This window comes from Pseudomonas sp. ICMP 3272, assembly GCF_001466905.1.
GTDB classification, from domain to species: domain Bacteria; phylum Pseudomonadota; class Gammaproteobacteria; order Pseudomonadales; family Pseudomonadaceae; genus Aquipseudomonas; species Aquipseudomonas amygdali.
This window is the reverse complement of record NZ_LKEK01000001.1, coordinates 209,632-225,461: the sequence shown is the minus strand read 5'-3', so window position 1 is coordinate 225,461 and position 15,830 is coordinate 209,632. Positions and strand designations below refer to the sequence as shown.

Sequence of the window (15,830 nt, the reverse complement as noted above, 5' to 3'; positions counted from 1 at the left end):
GCAGCACCACCCAACCCCGCCATGCGGGGTTTTTCGTTTCTGGAGATTGTCCTATGAGTTTCTTCCACGGCGTGACTGTGACGAACGTCGATACCGGCGCACGCACCATTTCGCTCCCCACGTCCTCAATCATTGGCTTGGTGGATACGTTCACAGAAGCGCCTGCGTACAGCGCCAAGGTCAATGACCTGGTGCTGATCACTTCCGAGCGCGAGGCTATTGCAGCGTTTGGTCCTGACTCGGCAATCACCAAAGCCTGTCAGGCGATCTACGTCAAAGCCAAGGCTGTGATCGTTGCGTGCGGCGTCGCCAAGCTGGACGACGCGGCCCTGCAGACCTCCGCCATTATCGGCGGTGTGAAAGCAGATGGAACCCGTACCGGACTCCAGGCACTGCTCGACGGTAAGAGCCGCTTCAATGCCCAGCCGCGATTGCTGATTGCCCCCAAGCACAGCTCGATTCTGGCGGTCGGTAAAGCGTTGACTGCACTGGCAGACAAGTTGCGGGCGCTGCCGATCATTGATGGCCCCAACACCACCGACGAAGCGGTCATGGCGTACGCCAAGAACTTCGGTGGCAAGCGCTCTTTCATGGTCGACCCCGGTGTCCAGTACTGGGATACCACCGCCAATGGGACAGTCGATGCACCTGGCTCTGCCTGGGTGGCAGGTCTGTTCGCCTGGACCGACGCGGAGTACGGCTTCTGGGCCTCGCCGTCGAACAAAGAGTTTGCAGGCATCACGGGTACCAAGCGGCCCATCGAGTTTTTGGACGGTGACGAAACCTGCCGGGCCAACCTGCTCAACAACGCCAATATCGCCACCATCATCCGCGATGACGGCTATCGGTTGTGGGGCAACCGCACGCTCAGCAGCGATTCCAAATGGGCGTTCGTGACCCGCGTGCGCACCATGGACATTGTCATGGACGCGATCCTCTACGGGCACAAATGGGCGGTGGACCGCTCGATCACTGCCACCTACGTCAAGGACGTAACCGAGGGCCTGCAGGCGTTCATGCGTGATCTGAAAAATCAGGGCGCGATCATCAACTTTGAAGTATTCGCGGACACCGAGTTGAACACGTCCACCCAGCTGGAGCAGGGCAAGGTGTACTGGAACATCCGTTTCACCGACGTGCCACCTGCCGAAAACCCCAACTTCCGCGTTGAAGTCACCAACCAATGGCTGACCGAAGTGCTCGACTCTGCCGCTTAAGGAGCTGCAACGATGGCAATGATTCCAGAAACACTGAGCAACCTGAACCTGTTCGTCGACGGTGTCAGCTTCCAAGGCGATGTGTCGAGCCTGACCCTGCCCAAGCTGACACTCAAGACTGAAGAGCACCGCCCCGGTGGCATGGACTTGCCGGTCGAGCTGGACATGGGCATGGAAAAGCAGGAGGCCAACTTCACCACCACGGGCGTGCGCCGTGAGTCCTTGAAGTTTTTCGGCCTGGCAGATGGCACTGCGTTCAACGGCGTATTCCGTGGAGCGTTCAAGGGCCTGAAAGGCAAGGTCACCCCGGTCGTGGTCACATTGCGTGGTCGGCTCAAAGAGGTCGACATGGGGGACTGGAAGCCCGGTGACAAGTCCGAGATCAAACACGCTGTCGCGCTCACTTACTACAAGTTGGAAGTGGACGGTCGTGTGGTCTACGAGATTGATGCACTGGGCATGAAGCGTGTGATCAACGGTGTCGACCAGCTCGCTGCAGAACGTTCAGCCCTTGGCCTCTGATAGAAGGATAAATCCTGTGTCTCAAGTAAATACCAATCCAAAGTGGATGACCCTGACGGCCGAGAGCGTGTCGGTGAAGCTGACCAAGCCTGCCGAGGTCAACAGCGTTCAGGTCGACACCATCATCATGCGCGCCCCTACCGTGCGCGATGTTCGCACCGCGCAGGCTGCTGCCAACGGCGATGATGAACAGCGCGAGCTGAACCTGTTCGCATCCCTGGCCGAGATGGGCGTCCGCGATCTTGAAGGGCTGTCCCTTAAGGACTACAGCCGCCTGCAGGCCGGTTATTTTCGCCTGGTGCGCGACGACGAGCTTTGACCCCGCATTGCAGAGGCTCGCGGCGAAGCGGCTCGCAAAAGAGCTGGGTTTTTCGTCGGCGGAAATCATGTCCATGTCTTTCTCGGACATGATCTGGTGGCTCACGGACTGAGCCCATCCCAACATCAGAGGTGAGTGATGGCGAACAATCTGGCATTGGGCCTGGTGATTGGCGGCGCTGTCAGCCCGACTGTGGGTGCGGCGTTCAACACCGTTGAAAGTCGCATCAAGAAGCTGGAGCAGCGCGGTAATCAGGCCAAGGTGCTGAGAAACACGATTGGCGAAACCATGCGCCTGCGTGATGAGTGGAAGAAAGCGCACGACAGTGGTGCTGCATCGGCCTCTGGTTTGCTGCGCAAGCTTGAGAACAACATCGACACGCTGCGTAAACAGGGTGTTCAGGTCGGTAAGCTCAGGCAGGAATATCAGTCCCTTGACCGTGTGGCCAGAAGCATGGACCTCAAGGTCAAGGGGCATCAACAGATCGAGCAGGGTAAAGCCGGGCTCAAGTCGGGTATCGGTACCGCCGTCGCTGGTGTCGGCGCAATGGCCGTACCGACCAAGATCAGTGCCGACTATCAGGCAATCATCCGGGACATCGCCATCAAGGCCGGCGTCGCCAATCAGCCGCAGGAAGCAGAGCTGACCACCTCGGTTATCAAGACCTCGCAAGACACCGGCATGGCACGCAATGACGTGGCCGACCTGGTCAACAAGCTGGTTGGCGCAGGCATGAGCCTGGACAAGGCACTGTCCTACGCGCCGGTGGCAGCGAAGTTTGCAGTCGGGCAGGGGGCCAGCGGCAACGATACGGCCAACATGATTCAGGCACTGCAGCAGAACGCCAAGATCACCGACCCCAAGGTCATGGAAAAAGCCCTCGAGGCAATTGCCATGCAGGGCCAGGCTGGCAGCTTTGAGGCCAGTGACATGGCGCGTTGGTTCCCGCAATTACTGGCGGGCATGGGCAAGCTGGGTGTCACTGGCATGGACTCGGTGAGCCAGCTCGGTGCAATGCTGCAGGTCCAGATGAAAACGGCCGGTGGCTCGGACGAGGCCGCCAATAACCTGAAGAACTGGATGGAGAAGATCGGCTCCACCGACGTGGTGAAGTCGTACAAGGACGTCGGTATCGATTATCAGGGGTCGCTGAACACCGGTATCCAAAAGGGCATGTCGACTCTTGAGTCGAGCTTTGCGCTGGCCCAGCGCTACATCGAAAAGACAGACCCTGAAAAAGCCAAAAAAATGAAGGAGGCAACGGCCAAGATCAGTAAAGAGGCTGATCCGGCGAAAGCCAAGGAGATGTTGGACTCGCTGGAGCAGGCGCTACGCACCGGCGATCTGTTTGCTGACATGCAGGTCAAGGCCGCACTAACCGCTTACACGCAAAATCGCGCGTTGTATGAGCAACTGAAAAAAGACTCACAGAACGCTTCGGGGATCCTCGACAAAAACCTGGCCGAGCGCCGTGGTGCATCGTCGCAGATCTGGGCCGAGACGTTTCAGGCAGTCAACGACTCGATGCGCAGCATTGGTGATGCGATACGTCCGGTCACTGACGCGGTTGCGAAGGGCATTACTGCAACGGCTAAAGAGTTTACTGCGCTTTCTGACACATCCAAGCCGGTGGTGCTGGCCATCGCGTCGATAGGTACCGGGCTGCTGGCGCTGAAGTCGGCTGCCGGTGTGTTCAAAATCGGCAAGGGCTTGCTCAACCTGGGGCGTGGATCCCTGACTGGTGATCCGAACAAGGTGCAGAAAGTCTACGTCACCAACTCCGGTGACAAAGACGATAAGCCTGAAGGGAAGGTGGGTGCAGTCAAAGGATTGCTGGAAACAGGTCTCAAAGCGTTCAAAGACAACGACAAGGCAAAAGGTAAGGGTAAGGACAAAGCTGATGCTGACGCCAAGGGCGGCGCTGACGATGCTGATGACGACGCAGAGGAAAGCGGCAAGACCGGTTTTGATCCGGTCGACACCGGCCTGAAGATCCTCGATCTGTTTGGTGAGGGTGGCAACGACTCTGATGGCGCGAAGGGCGGCAGTAGCTCTGAGCCGCAGAAGGTCTTTGTGGTCAACGCCAATGCGTTCGGTGGCGGTTCGGATGCACCAGGTGATCAACGTCGCTCACGACGCAGCCGTCGGCGTGGCGCTGCTGGCGGTGCCGGTGGTCGACGCGCAGGACCTCCGCGCCCTCCGATGCCGCCAGCTCCTCCTGTACCAGCAGGCCGACTGGCGCGGTTGGCGGGTGCCGCAGGAAAGCTGGGCAGTGTTGCCAAGGTGGTTCCCGGCGCGAAGTTTCTGGATGCGGGCATGCTTGCTCTGGACACCTACCAAAACGCCGAGACCCAGGACGAGAAAGCCGAAGGCTACGGCGGCGCTGCGGGTGGCTTGGCCGGTGCACTGGCAGGCGGTGCGGCGGGTGCCGCGATTGGCTCTATCGTGCCGGTGATCGGTACGGCCATTGGTGGCGCGGTCGGTGCCTTTCTCGGCGGCATGGGTGGACAGGACATCGGTGGCTTTCTGGGCAAAGCGCTGTTTGGCTCAGATGAAAAAACCGAGGCCATCGCTGGCAAGACTGGGGATACCAAACCTTCTGCCGCACCTGGCGATGTGGTCAAAGCAATGGCGGCGGTAGCACCTGCTCCGCTGGCGTTGCCTGCTGTCGTCAAGGCTGCTGAGCAGAACAAGCCTGAACCCGCCAAGGTTGACCAGCAATTCACCTTCGCGCCGCATATGCCCGTCAACGTACAAGGCGATGTAAAGGACCCAGCACAACTGGCGCGGGACATAGCACCGTTTCTGCAGCGTCAGTTTGAAGAGTTCAGTCGGCAAGCATCTGCCCGCCAATTGTTTGATGCCCCGCACGTAGGGTGAGGAAAAATCATGGCTTACGCAGAGCAGCTGCAGTCATCGTTGAAATACCTGATTGCAGCGGGAGAGGTGGGACGCCGTAGTCTGGACGACATGCTTGGCCCCTTGACTGGGGCCGTAGGCGATATGACAGGGGCCGCGTCGGAGCTGGAGAACATACCGTTCCTTGGCCCGGCCCTCGGGGAAAAGCTGCAACGCACAATGCGGGGCATCAGTGCCGCGCAGTCAAAGGTTGGACAGGTAGCTGCGATTTACGGGCAGGCGACCAGTACGGCGGCGCAGGTGCAAGAGCGTCTGGGGACCTTGAAAGAGCAAGCGTCCAAAGCCGGTGCCGCCATCAACAGGGTGGCCGGGAATGTCAGTCCAGCGCTGGGCAACATCGTACCGACGGGCAGCTTCGCAGCGCAGATGACACCGGCACCCGAGGCCGTGAAGCCGTTCCCGCATTTACTGATCGTCCAGCCGCTCAAGCCTGAGGCGCAGCCTTACTACTTCAACCTGGACACGGCTGCCTTCGATGAGCTTCGTAGGCAGACCGCGTTCCGCTGGGCCGGGCAAGAACGTTTGACTCGTAGCATTGCGCAACAGGCAGTTGGTTTGGGCGACGATAAGCTGAGTTTGAAGGGGGCCATTTTTCCCGGTTTCAAGGGCGGCCTCAAGCAACTGGACACGTTGCGCAGCATGGGCCGCAACTTGCAGCCGCTGAGCCTGACAACCGGTTACGGCGAGGTGCTGGGCAACTGGTGCCTGCTCAGTGTGGATGAAGAACAGAGCAACCTGCTCGCCGGAGGTATTCCCCGCAAACAGGGCTTTTCACTGGAGTTTGTAAGCTATGGCGACGATCTGCAGAACGTCTGACGGAGATCTGCTGGACACTATCTGCCACCAGTTTTATGGGCACCTGAACGGTAGCGTTGAGGCGGTGCTGGATGCCAATCAGGGCTTGGCCGATGAGCCCCAACCGTATCGAGCTGGTGTGCAGATCGTGCTGCCGGATCTGCTCACCCAGACCGAGGAAGTGATACAGCTGTGGGGTTAGCTCGCCGCCTTTATGCATTCCAAAGAGGCTTGTAAGTAAGACTGGTGAGAATCGGCGAACAGTTTTTCGTTATTCCCAATAAGCCCCTGCCAGGACGTGGCTGCATCAATCGCTGCGTTGTTGCATTTGGCGAGTGGCGCAAAGAGCGTTCCAAACTTCGCCCCTTCATCTTGCAGCTTGTTCAGGGCGATGGCTTGGTTGCGGCTCTGGGTTCCGTTCATGGTTCCCGATTTGGCTAACGCATGGCCGTCCTCGACCGTGCTGTTAAGACGTGCGATGAAGTCCATGGCTTCAGCTGGCGTGATCTTCGCAGCTGCGTCTTGCGCCGCCTGATAGCGCTGACCTGCAGCTTTGTCTTCTGCACTGACGTTTTCCGGGGCGAGGTCAATGACTTCAAGTTTCTTTTCAGCTTGCACTGAGCCTGCGGCCAGCACGAGCAAGATCATTCCGATAGTCCTTTTCAACTTTCAATCCCTTAGTGGTGTTCGTCGGCGGATTCTAGTTAATCCGCCATGCCTTGTCATGGCTATAAGAAGGTCTCATGAAACCGGTATTCCGAATTGTTGCGGACAGCAACGACATTACAGCGTTGGTCAATGACCGTCTGTTGCTGCTGCGCACAAGTGACAAGCCAGGCATGGAGTCAGATGAGTTTGAGCTGCGCATCGACGATAGGGATAGGGCCGTTTCACTGCCTGCGCGTGGTGCAGACATCGAGATATACCTCGGCTACGAAGGGCACCGACTGACCCGCTTGGGTCTATATACCGTTGATGACATTGAGGCATCTGGTCCGCCCGATACCTTGGTCATACGCGGCAAGGCCAGCGATATGCGCGGCAGCGGTCGGACCACGCGTTCCGGCAATTGGGAGAATGTCCCCCTGCAGCAGATTGTCAGCGATGTTGCTGCACGTAATGGCTGGAAGCCGGTGTGTACCGTCACGACCAAAGTGCCTCGCGTTGATCAACTCGACGAGTCGGATTACAACTTCATCACCCGGGTGGCCAAGAAGTATGACTGCACCGCGAAGGTTGCAGACGGCAAGCTGCTGGTGCTGCCTCGGCAAGACGGATTAAGCGCGAGCGGGAAAGCTCTGGGGGTCATAACAGTCCGTCGTCATGACGTAGCACGCTGGCAGTTTCGTCTCAGCGACAAAACCACGCAGAAAGCCGTACAGGCCAAGCATCTCGACAAGAAGACTGGAAAGCTGCAGGTGGTTGAGCTGAGCAACGATCAATCCCCTAACGGCCTCCCGCCCATTCATACCGACCGCCATATCCATCCCAATAAGTCCGCTGCTGAGCAGGCAGCCAAGGCGCGCCTCGCGGCATTCAATCGCAGTACCGCAGGTGTTCGGCTGGAAATGGCGGGGCGCACCGATCTGTTCGCCGAGCGAATGATCAATGCACTGGACTTCAAAGTCGGCCTCGATGGCGAGTACCTGGTTGACTCGGTTGAACAGGTCTTCACCCAGTCTGGCTGGACCACGGCCATTGAATGCAACGGCGGGAAGTCCGGCAAAGCCAAGGCGAAGGGCAAGAAAAAGAAAGAGAAAAAACCGGTCAAGGTCGTACAGCTTTAACCGGCCAGCTCAACATTTATTCATCAGGAGAACCACGCATGTCGATTACCACGCAGCAGTTGCTGCAGATCCTCCCCAACGCCAGCTCCCGAGCTGGCGTTTTTGTTCCTGTCCTAAATGTTGCGATGAGCAAATACGCCATCGTTACGAAGCTGCGTATCGCTGCCTTCCTTGCGCAGGTGGGCCATGAGTCCGGCCAGCTCCGCTACGTGCGTGAGCTTGGCAGCGATCAATACCTTGATAAGTACGATACCGGGCGGCTGGCTGAGCGCTTGGGTAACACCCCAGAGGACGATGACGATGGTCAGTTGTATCGGGGCAGGGGGTTGATTCAGGTCACCGGGCGAGACAACTACGCTGCGTGTGCAGAGGCGTTGGGGCTGGATCTGCTCAAGCACCCCGAACTCTTGGAGCGCCCAGAGCATGCAGCCATGTCGGCTGGTTGGTTCTGGCACCGTGCGGGGCTCAATACCTTGGCGGATAAAGGCGACCTCCTGACGATCACCAAACGCATCAATGGCGGCACCAATGGCCAGGCAGATCGGCAAATGCTCTACGAGCGCGCTTTGAAGGTTTTGTCCTGAGCCGAAAGACTCCCAGCATCAAAGTGAAAAAGAGCGACCAGTCGAGATGCGTCAACATCACGGCTGGTCACCGTTCCCGCAGATTACCCCTGCAAGTCCAGCCAAGGCTCTCGCTTCGTGCACAAAGCGGAGCGAGCCTAGCACCTGTTTATATATACAGTAAAGGTCTTGCTTTCTATGTCCACACCCATCATCCCTTGGATGGGCGGCAAACGCCGCCTGGCCGACCGTCTTATCCCGCTTTTCCCACCCCACGAATGCTACGTCGAAGTGTTCGCTGGCGGTGCGGCCCTCTACTTCATGCGTCCCCAGGCTGCCCCCGTTGAGGTCTTGAACGACATCAACGGTGATCTGGTGACGCTGTATCGCGTCGTCCAAAACCACCTTGAAGAATTCGTCCGCCAGTTCAAATGGGCACTCAGCTCGCGCCAGGTATTTGAGTGGCAGAAGATGACCCGCCCCGAAACCCTCACCGATATCCAGCGCGCCGCCAGGTTCTTCTACCTGCAGCACCATGCCTTCGCAGGCAAGGTCAGCGGGCAGACGTTCGGTACCGCCACGACCGGTCCGGCCATCAACCTTCTGCGGATCGAGGAAAACCTGTCTGCGGCCTGGCAGCGGTTGTCAGGTACGTACGTGGAGAATCTGCCGTGGCTCGAATGTGCCGAGCGCTACGACCGGCCTCACACGTTCCACTACATGGACCCGCCGTACTGGCAGACGGCTGGGTATGGTGTGGATTTTCCGTTTGAGAATTACGAGCGGATGGCGGAGTTCATGCGGCGGTGTAAGGGGAAGGTAATGGTCAGCATCAATGATCATCCGGACATACGAAAAGTGTTTGAAGGCTTTCATTTTGAAACGTTGGATATTCGGTATACCACTGGAAACCAACGACAGGGGAAGTCAGTGTTAACCGGAGAGCTAGTTGTGATGAATTGGCAGCCTGATGCACTTGGCGGATTATTTTGAGAGTTCTCGTCGAGCTAGTCGTGGCCTCGACGGTGAGTGTATGACATCACGTGTCAAGAGTTTGGATAGCTTATGAATCTCTGTACCGTTTTAAGCATCATAATCTGTGTCTTCAAGTTTGTTTCTTGAGTGGGCAGAGAAAGTAAGTTATTTATTTCTGTAACGGTGGAGAACTTGAAAGGATTAACTATAAAAAAATTAAGAATGTTTTCTACGAAAGCGCATAGCTGAAAATTTTTCTGCTCGATGTTTACTGGGGGGTGCCCTCTGTGCACATGAGTGTTGCGGGCGTCGCGCAAAGATTCAAGTAATGCCTGGTGTAAAATTCGATCTTGATAAAAAAAAGAAGCTCTTCTTATCAGTATCTCAGACTTGTCGGTCAGTGTGAGTATCTCCAAGGTTGACCATAGCTTCATGAATTTCATCTCTGCATCTTCTCTATCCGTGGAGTCGATGTAGTTAGCCAGCGCTGACAAAGTGTGTGCGGAATATGCGCTTGATCGGAGGCGGCGATTGGTTCTTTTCAAATGTTCTGTCGTCTTCTCCGGATGTCTCAACCTGACTGCCGGTTTTCCTTTAAAAGAAGAATTTATCCATGAATGTGTTCCTGTCATCTCACCACTTGGCATGTGTAACGTGTGCACGCGGCCACATTGAACCACGCTTGCGGTGGGGTACTCATCTTCTTTGGATGAACTGAGAAGTTGACGATTTTTTTTGAAACCTATTTGGAGTATCGCTCTAACTGCACCCAGAGCTTCCAATGCACTATTTACAGCGTGATCTTCGCTTGCTGCGCTAATTGTAATGCAGGCGAATGTGTAATTTTCTACAGCAAATAATTTGTGTTCTGTAGCTTCAGTTATATAAAAATCCCTATGCTTCTTGTATTTTAATGGCAGTTCGTTGTGGAAGGTTATGTGGCAATCATTAATCTTGAGTTTGGGCATTTTGTATATATTTAATATGCTCACCTCTGTTATTAATATGTATGTTGACTGGGATTTGGTTTTTAAGTTGCAAGCCTTGTCAAGCTCTGTCAGGATGTTGCTGGATTTTGAGTGTTGGTTTCGTATGAAACATGCCTCTAGTGTCCTTACAAGTATTGCAAAGACAGTGTCGTCGTCTAATTTGTGATTGTGCTTTATTAACCCGTAAAGCGCGTCGTGATAGAACTGATTTTCGATTCTGTAGCTTATGGTTCCGTTTGGGTTCAGTGTGCAGTTTTGGAAGATTTTATTGAGCAGCTCGCTGGCATAAGCTTCATTGCTAAATTTAGATCTCAAGAGTGCCTCCTGGGGGCTGATCTTTAGGCTGTAACGTCATTTTTTGTGTGTAGCATCTGGAGCTATTAATGCAGAACCTTGGTTCTTAACGTTTCCTACCGCTTTGCCTACTGCGAACCACTCAAAATCCGCCACAGGCCTGCATGCTTCGCGGGCCAGTTGCTCTGCTCGAGAAGTCGACAATCCAAATTCTACCCATTCCCGTGCATCATCCGCCGACAGTACAACCGGCCGACGATCATGTATATCCACCATCCCCGAATTACTCTCTGCCGTGATGATCACGAACCCATCACGCTCATTCGGCTCAAATCCTTTATGCACTTGAGCCAGCGCCGCAAAGAACATCGGTTTCTGACTCTTCAACCGAATGTAGTACGGCTGCTTTTTCTTTGGATCGTCCAGATCCTTTACCCACTCAAACCACCCATTCGCTGGAGCCAGCGAGCGCCCGTTCGACCATAGCTCCTTGAAAAACCTTCCGGTCATCACGGTTTCGACCCGCGCATTGATCGGTGCCGGGCGTTTGCCTTTGGCCCAAAACGGTGCCCAGCCCCAGCGCACTTTGTCGACACTCAGGCCTTGCTCGGTCGGACGAATGATCTCGACGCGGGTAGAAGGAGCAACGTTGTACCGCTCGATAGGCCATAGGTCATATCCGTTGATGACCAAATGCTCTGGCGCAAGCTCCTTGAGGTAGTGGTCCATGGATTCGTAGATCGAGTAGCGTCCGCACATGATGTCACCCGTAATGTCACTCGTCGAAAATGCCTGCCTATACGATTGACCGCAAGCGAGCTGAAGAGTTAACTGTATATGCATACAGCAATCTCTATCTGAAGGTTTCCCCATGAGCGTAGTCATTCTCGGCCCATTGTCTGAAGGAGGCATCAAGCTTCCGCTTTACTCGTTTCAGGTGCCCGCAGGATTTGCTTCGCCCGCTGTCGATTACATCGAGAAGCACGTCTCACTGGATGAAATGGCCGAGGTGCGTGCGCCTCATGTGTATCTTGCGAAGATCCTGGGTGACAGCATGATAGGCGCGGGCATTTTCGATAGGGATCTGATCGTCGTCGACCGCAGCCGCAACGCGGAGCATGGGGAGATAGTCGTTGCGGCGCTGAATAACTCTGAGCCGATCTGCAAGCGGCTCTTCATGATGGATGGAGTCGTCAAGCTCCAGTCTGAAAACGCCGCGTATCCAGCTCGGCATATTTTGGAAGGTGACAACCTGGTCATTTGGGGCGTGGTGAATTACAGCATGCGCCGTCATGGAAAGGCATGAGCCGGTTTTCGCGCTGATTGACTGCAACTGTTTTTATGCGAGCTGCGAGCGCGTCTTCCGTCCTGACTTGGAAAAGACTCCTATCGTGGTCCTCAGCAATAACGACGGATGCGTGATCGCCCGCAGCTATGACGCCAAGCCATTTGTGAAAATGGGGGCCCCGTATTTCCAGATCAAAGAGGTGCTGCGTCGCAATGGCATCAAGGTGTTCAGCAGCAACTACGCGCTTTATGGCGATATGAGCGAGCGCGTGATGTCGATCATCGAGTCCATGGTGCCCGCCACTGAGGTTTACAGTATCGACGAGGCGTTCGCGGACTTGACCGGCATCCCTGGGGACCTCACAGCATTCGGTCGTCGCATACGGGCTTCCGTCCTCAAGTGCACGGGCATACCTGTCGGGGTCGGCATCGCTCCTACAAAAACCCTGGCCAAGCTTGCGAATCATACCGCCAAGCGCTTACTGGCTCAGACAGGTGGTGTCGTCGATATCTGCGATCTGCATAAACGCAACTGGGTACTGCGTAACACAGCAGTTTCCGAGGTCTGGGGCGTGGGCAGGAAGATGAAAGCACACCTGGAGGCGATGAACATCCGCACCGCAATGGACCTGGCCAACGCCGATCCGCGCACCTTGCGCGACCGTTTCAGTGTTGTCATTGAAAAGACAGCTCGTGAGTTGGCCGGCACTGCATGCCTGGAGCTGGGCGAGGCCGCGCCTCCAAAGCAGGAGATCTGCTGCAGCAGGATGTTCGGTCAGCGGCTGACTACGATTGAGCCAATCAAAGAAGCGGTGGCCACCTACACGCAACGTGCTGCCGAGAAGCTTCGCTCCCAGAGTTCCCTATGCAAGAAGATCCGCGTCAGCATCCGCACAGGAATGTTCAACCCTGAAGAAGCCAAGTACGCCAATGGGGCGCTGGTTGAATTGCCGTATCCCACCAACGACGTTCGCTTGATGACGAAGGCCGCGACCGAGGCGGTCAATCGTCTGTTCCGGTCGGGCTTCAAGTACAGCAAAGCGGAGGTTTTGCTACTGGACCTTCGTCAGCCAGGTGAATTTACGGATGATCTTTTCGCGGCCTCGCAGCCGGTCGCGGCCGAGAAGGTGATGGGCGTGCTGGACGAGATCAATACGCGCTGGGGGAGGGGGACTCTTAGGGCGGGAAGTGTGCCTACGAATCCTGAGTGGGCCATGCGGCGCGACATGATGAGCCAGAGCTACACAACCAAGCTAGATCAGCTGTGGACCGTAAGGTGTGATTGATCTTGTTTCTTCGTTGTCATTACGCCAACTTTACGCCAGACGAAAAAAAAGACCTTTAAAATCAAGGTCTTTTTTTAATTTGGTGGTGCCCCGAGGGAGAATCGAACTCCCACTTCTTTCGAAAACGGATTTTGAATCCGCCGCGTCTACCAATTCCGCCATCAGGGCTCAATGGCGGCGAAGTATAAGGATGAGTTTTCCGTTGGTCAACAGGGATTTACGCAGGTTTTTTACTAATGCCGCCAAACCGGATAAACTTCCCGGCCCTGCTAAACGAACCCGATCATGCGCGTCGCTGACTTTACCTTCGAACTCCCCGATTCCCTGATTGCTCGCCATCCACTGGCCGAGCGTCGCAGCAGTCGTCTGTTGACCCTCGATGGGCCGACGGGCGCGCTGGCACATCGTCAATTCACTGATTTGCTCGAGCATTTGCGCCCGGGCGATTTGATGGTGTTCAACAATACCCGTGTGATTCCCGCGCGGCTGTTCGGGCAGAAGGCGTCCGGCGGCAAGCTGGAGATTCTGGTCGAGCGCGTGCTGGACAGCCATCGTGTGCTGGCGCATGTGCGTTCCAGCAAGTCGCCCAAGCCTGGCTCGTCGATTCTGATCGATGGCGGTGGCGAGGCCGAGATGGTGACGCGGCACGATGCGCTGTTTGAACTGCGCTTCGCCGAAGAAGTGCTGCCGTTGCTGGAGCGTGTCGGCCATATGCCGTTGCCTCCTTATATAGAACGCCCGGACGAAGGCGCGGACCGCGAGCGTTATCAGACCGTTTACGCGCAGCGTGCAGGCGCTGTGGCTGCACCGACTGCCGGCCTGCATTTCGATCAACCGCTGCTCGAGGCGATTGCCGCCAAGGGCGTCGAGACTGCGTTCGTCACGCTGCACGTCGGCGCGGGTACGTTCCAGCCGGTGCGCGTCGAGCAGATCGAAGATCACCACATGCACAGCGAATGGCTGGAAGTTGGCCAGGACGTGGTCGACGCCGTGGCCGCATGCCGTGCGCGAGGCGGGCGGGTGATTGCAGTCGGGACCACCAGCGTGCGCTCGCTGGAGAGTGCCGCGCGTGATGGCGAACTGAAACCGTTCAGTGGTGATACCGACATCTTCATCTATCCGGGGCGGCCATTTCATGTGGTCGATGCCCTGGTGACCAATTTTCATTTGCCTGAATCCACGCTGTTGATGCTGGTTTCGGCGTTCGCCGGTTATCCCGAGACGATGGCGGCTTATGCTGCGGCCATCGAGCACGGCTACCGCTTCTTCAGTTACGGTGATGCGATGTTCATCACCCGCAATCCCGCGCCGACGGCCCCACAGGAATCGGCACCAGAGGATCACGCATGAGTCGCACCTGTCGTATGTCTTTCGAATTGCTGGCCACCGACGGCAAGGCCCGTCGCGGTCGCCTGACTTTCCCGCGTGGTGTGGTCGAGACCCCGGCGTTCATGCCGGTGGGCACCTATGGCACGGTCAAGGGCATGCTGCCGCGTGATATCGAGGCCACTGGTGCGCAGATGATTCTGGGCAACACGTTTCACCTGTGGCTGCGTCCCGGCACCGAAGTCATCAAGGGCCACGGTGACCTGCACGATTTCATGCAGTGGCAGGGGCCGATTCTGACCGACTCCGGCGGTTTTCAGGTGTTCAGCCTGGGCGCGATGCGCAAGATCAAGGAGGAGGGCGTGACCTTCGCCTCTCCGGTTGATGGTGCCAAGGTGTTCATGGGCCCTGAAGAGTCGATGCAGGTTCAGCGTGATCTGGGCTCGGACGTCGTGATGATCTTTGACGAATGTACGCCTTACCCGGCTGACGAAGATGTGGCGCGTGTCTCCATGGAGCTGTCGTTGCGTTGGGCCAAGCGCTCCAAGGTTGCGCATGGCGAAAACAATGCTGCGCTGTTCGGCATTGTTCAGGGTGGCATGCACGAGAGCCTGCGCAAGCGTTCGCTGGAAGGTCTGGATGAGATCGGCTTTGACGGTCTGGCGATTGGCGGCCTGTCGGTAGGCGAGCCCAAGCACGAGATGATCAAGGTGCTGGACTATCTGCCGGGCCTTATGCCAGCAGACAAACCTCGTTACCTGATGGGTGTAGGCAAGCCGGAAGATCTGGTCGAAGGTGTGCGCCGCGGCGTTGACATGTTCGACTGTGTGATGCCGACCCGCAACGCCCGCAACGGCCACTTGTTTACCGATACCGGTGTGCTGAAAATTCGTAACGCGTTCCATCGCCACGACAATTCGCCGCTGGATCCGACCTGCGATTGCTACACCTGCAAGAACTTCTCGCGCGCTTATCTGCATCACCTGGACAAGTGCGGAGAAATGCTGGGGAGCATGCTGAATACGATCCACAATTTGCGCCACTACCAGCTGCTTATGGCTGGTTTGCGCGAGGCTATTCAACAGGGTACATTGGCCGCCTTCGTCGATGCCTTCTATGCCAAACGCGGCCTTCCAACGCCGCCTCTGGGTTGAAACAGAACGAGTTTTTCCTGCTTTTTATACTAATTATGTAACTGGAGCGACAAATGAGCTTTTTCATCTCTCCCGCTTTTGCGGATGCTGCTGCACCGGCTGCCGGTCCTGCGGGCAGTGGTTTCGAGTGGATTTTCTTGGTCGGCTTCCTGGTCATCTTCTACCTGATGATCTGGCGTCCACAGGCCAAGCGCGCCAAAGAGCAGAAAAACCTGCTGGGCAACCTGCAGAAAGGCGATGAAGTTGTGACCAGCGGCGGCATCGCGGGCAAGATCAACAAAGTGACCGACGACTTCGTAGTGATCGAAGTGTCTGACACCGTTGAGCTGAAAATCCAGAAGGGCGCCATCGCGGCCACTCTGCCAAAAGGCACCCTGAAAGCGATCTGAGCAGTAAC

General features: G+C 56.4%; 17 protein-coding genes and 1 tRNA gene. 14 read left to right on the top strand and 4 right to left on the bottom strand.

Annotation, left to right across the window (positions count from 1 at the left end; translation table 11 throughout):
• The first annotated feature begins 53 nt into the window (after positions 1-53).
• From AO068_RS01045 to AO068_RS01020, 6 genes are all read left to right on the top strand, one after another.
• Positions 54-1,217 carry a phage tail sheath C-terminal domain-containing protein gene (locus AO068_RS01045; protein ID WP_058407402.1) on the top strand — a complete coding sequence of 388 codons (1,164 nt, stop codon included), beginning with the start codon at positions 54-56 and terminating at the stop codon, positions 1,215-1,217.
• A 12-nt stretch (positions 1,218-1,229) separates the two neighbouring features.
• Positions 1,230-1,739 (top strand): phage major tail tube protein, encoded by a 510-nt coding sequence (locus AO068_RS01040; protein ID WP_058407401.1) that lies wholly within the window; start codon positions 1,230-1,232, stop codon positions 1,737-1,739.
• A gap of 46 nt (positions 1,740-1,785) precedes the next feature.
• Entirely contained in the window at positions 1,786-2,058 is a 273-nt protein-coding gene (locus tag AO068_RS01035; protein WP_058407400.1) for a phage tail assembly protein, read from the top strand.
• A gap of 138 nt (positions 2,059-2,196) precedes the next feature.
• Entirely contained in the window at positions 2,197-4,938 is a 2,742-nt protein-coding gene (locus AO068_RS01030; RefSeq protein WP_058407399.1) for a phage tail tape measure protein, read from the top strand.
• 9 nt (positions 4,939-4,947) lie between these two features.
• A complete protein-coding gene (locus tag AO068_RS01025; RefSeq protein WP_058407398.1) occupies positions 4,948-5,793 on the top strand; it encodes a phage tail protein in 846 nt (281 codons plus the stop codon).
• The gene (locus tag AO068_RS01020; RefSeq protein WP_057421565.1) at positions 5,768-5,974 is read left to right on the top strand and encodes a tail protein X; all 207 of its coding nucleotides are present in this window, start codon (positions 5,768-5,770) and stop codon (positions 5,972-5,974) included. The genes AO068_RS01025 and AO068_RS01020 overlap by 26 nt, the downstream gene beginning before the upstream one ends.
• Here AO068_RS01020 and AO068_RS01015 read toward each other — a convergent pair.
• Positions 5,971-6,420: a hypothetical protein gene (locus AO068_RS01015; RefSeq protein WP_058407397.1), complete on the bottom strand. Its 450-nt coding sequence runs from the start codon at positions 6,418-6,420 to the stop codon at positions 5,971-5,973. The two genes, AO068_RS01020 and AO068_RS01015, sit on opposite strands and share 4 nt — an antisense overlap.
• A gap of 95 nt (positions 6,421-6,515) precedes the next feature.
• Here AO068_RS01015 and AO068_RS01010 point away from each other — a divergent pair, with 95 nt between their 5' ends.
• From AO068_RS01010 to AO068_RS01000, 3 genes are all read left to right on the top strand, one after another.
• Positions 6,516-7,559 (top strand): phage late control D family protein, encoded by a 1,044-nt coding sequence (locus AO068_RS01010; RefSeq protein ID WP_058407396.1) that lies wholly within the window; start codon positions 6,516-6,518, stop codon positions 7,557-7,559.
• 38 nt (positions 7,560-7,597) lie between these two features.
• Positions 7,598-8,143: a glycoside hydrolase family 19 protein gene (locus AO068_RS01005; RefSeq protein ID WP_058407395.1), complete on the top strand. Its 546-nt coding sequence runs from the start codon at positions 7,598-7,600 to the stop codon at positions 8,141-8,143.
• Positions 8,144-8,320: 177 nt separating this feature from the next.
• Complete coding sequence (locus AO068_RS01000; RefSeq protein WP_058407394.1) at positions 8,321-9,115, top strand: DNA adenine methylase; 795 nt, start codon at positions 8,321-8,323, stop codon at positions 9,113-9,115.
• Positions 9,116-9,168: 53 nt separating this feature from the next.
• Here the strand turns inward: AO068_RS01000 and AO068_RS00995 are convergent, their stop codons facing one another.
• On the bottom strand, positions 9,169-10,401 hold the full coding sequence (locus tag AO068_RS00995) for a hypothetical protein (protein WP_058407393.1): 1,233 nt from the start codon (positions 10,399-10,401) through the stop codon (positions 9,169-9,171).
• 36 nt (positions 10,402-10,437) lie between these two features.
• Complete coding sequence (locus AO068_RS00990) at positions 10,438-11,139, bottom strand: SOS response-associated peptidase (protein ID WP_058407458.1); 702 nt, start codon at positions 11,137-11,139, stop codon at positions 10,438-10,440.
• Between the two features lie 112 nt (positions 11,140-11,251).
• Between AO068_RS00990 and AO068_RS00985 the strand changes: the two genes are divergently transcribed.
• Both AO068_RS00985 and umuC read left to right on the top strand, forming a co-directional pair.
• Complete coding sequence (locus tag AO068_RS00985) at positions 11,252-11,686, top strand: LexA family protein (protein WP_020313294.1); 435 nt, start codon at positions 11,252-11,254, stop codon at positions 11,684-11,686.
• Positions 11,673-12,953, top strand: a complete 1,281-nt coding sequence (gene umuC, locus AO068_RS00980; protein ID WP_058407392.1) for a translesion error-prone DNA polymerase V subunit UmuC — start codon at positions 11,673-11,675, stop codon at positions 12,951-12,953. The genes AO068_RS00985 and umuC overlap by 14 nt, the downstream gene beginning before the upstream one ends.
• 83 nt (positions 12,954-13,036) lie before the next feature.
• Here umuC and AO068_RS00975 read toward each other — a convergent pair.
• Positions 13,037-13,121: transfer RNA gene (locus AO068_RS00975), tRNA-Leu, on the bottom strand.
• A gap of 117 nt (positions 13,122-13,238) precedes the next feature.
• Here AO068_RS00975 and queA point away from each other — a divergent pair.
• From queA to yajC, 3 genes are read left to right on the top strand one after another with little or no spacing between them, the layout of a single operon-like run.
• A complete protein-coding gene (queA, locus tag AO068_RS00970) occupies positions 13,239-14,303 on the top strand; it encodes a tRNA preQ1(34) S-adenosylmethionine ribosyltransferase-isomerase QueA (protein ID WP_058407391.1) in 1,065 nt (354 codons plus the stop codon).
• Between the two features lie 14 nt (positions 14,304-14,317).
• Positions 14,318-15,433 carry a tRNA guanosine(34) transglycosylase Tgt gene (gene tgt / locus AO068_RS00965; protein ID WP_058407457.1) on the top strand — a complete coding sequence of 372 codons (1,116 nt, stop codon included), beginning with the start codon at positions 14,318-14,320 and terminating at the stop codon, positions 15,431-15,433.
• A 53-nt stretch (positions 15,434-15,486) separates the two neighbouring features.
• Positions 15,487-15,822: a preprotein translocase subunit YajC gene (yajC, locus tag AO068_RS00960; RefSeq protein WP_002552468.1), complete on the top strand. Its 336-nt coding sequence runs from the start codon at positions 15,487-15,489 to the stop codon at positions 15,820-15,822.
• The last annotated feature ends 8 nt before the right edge of the window (positions 15,823-15,830 follow it).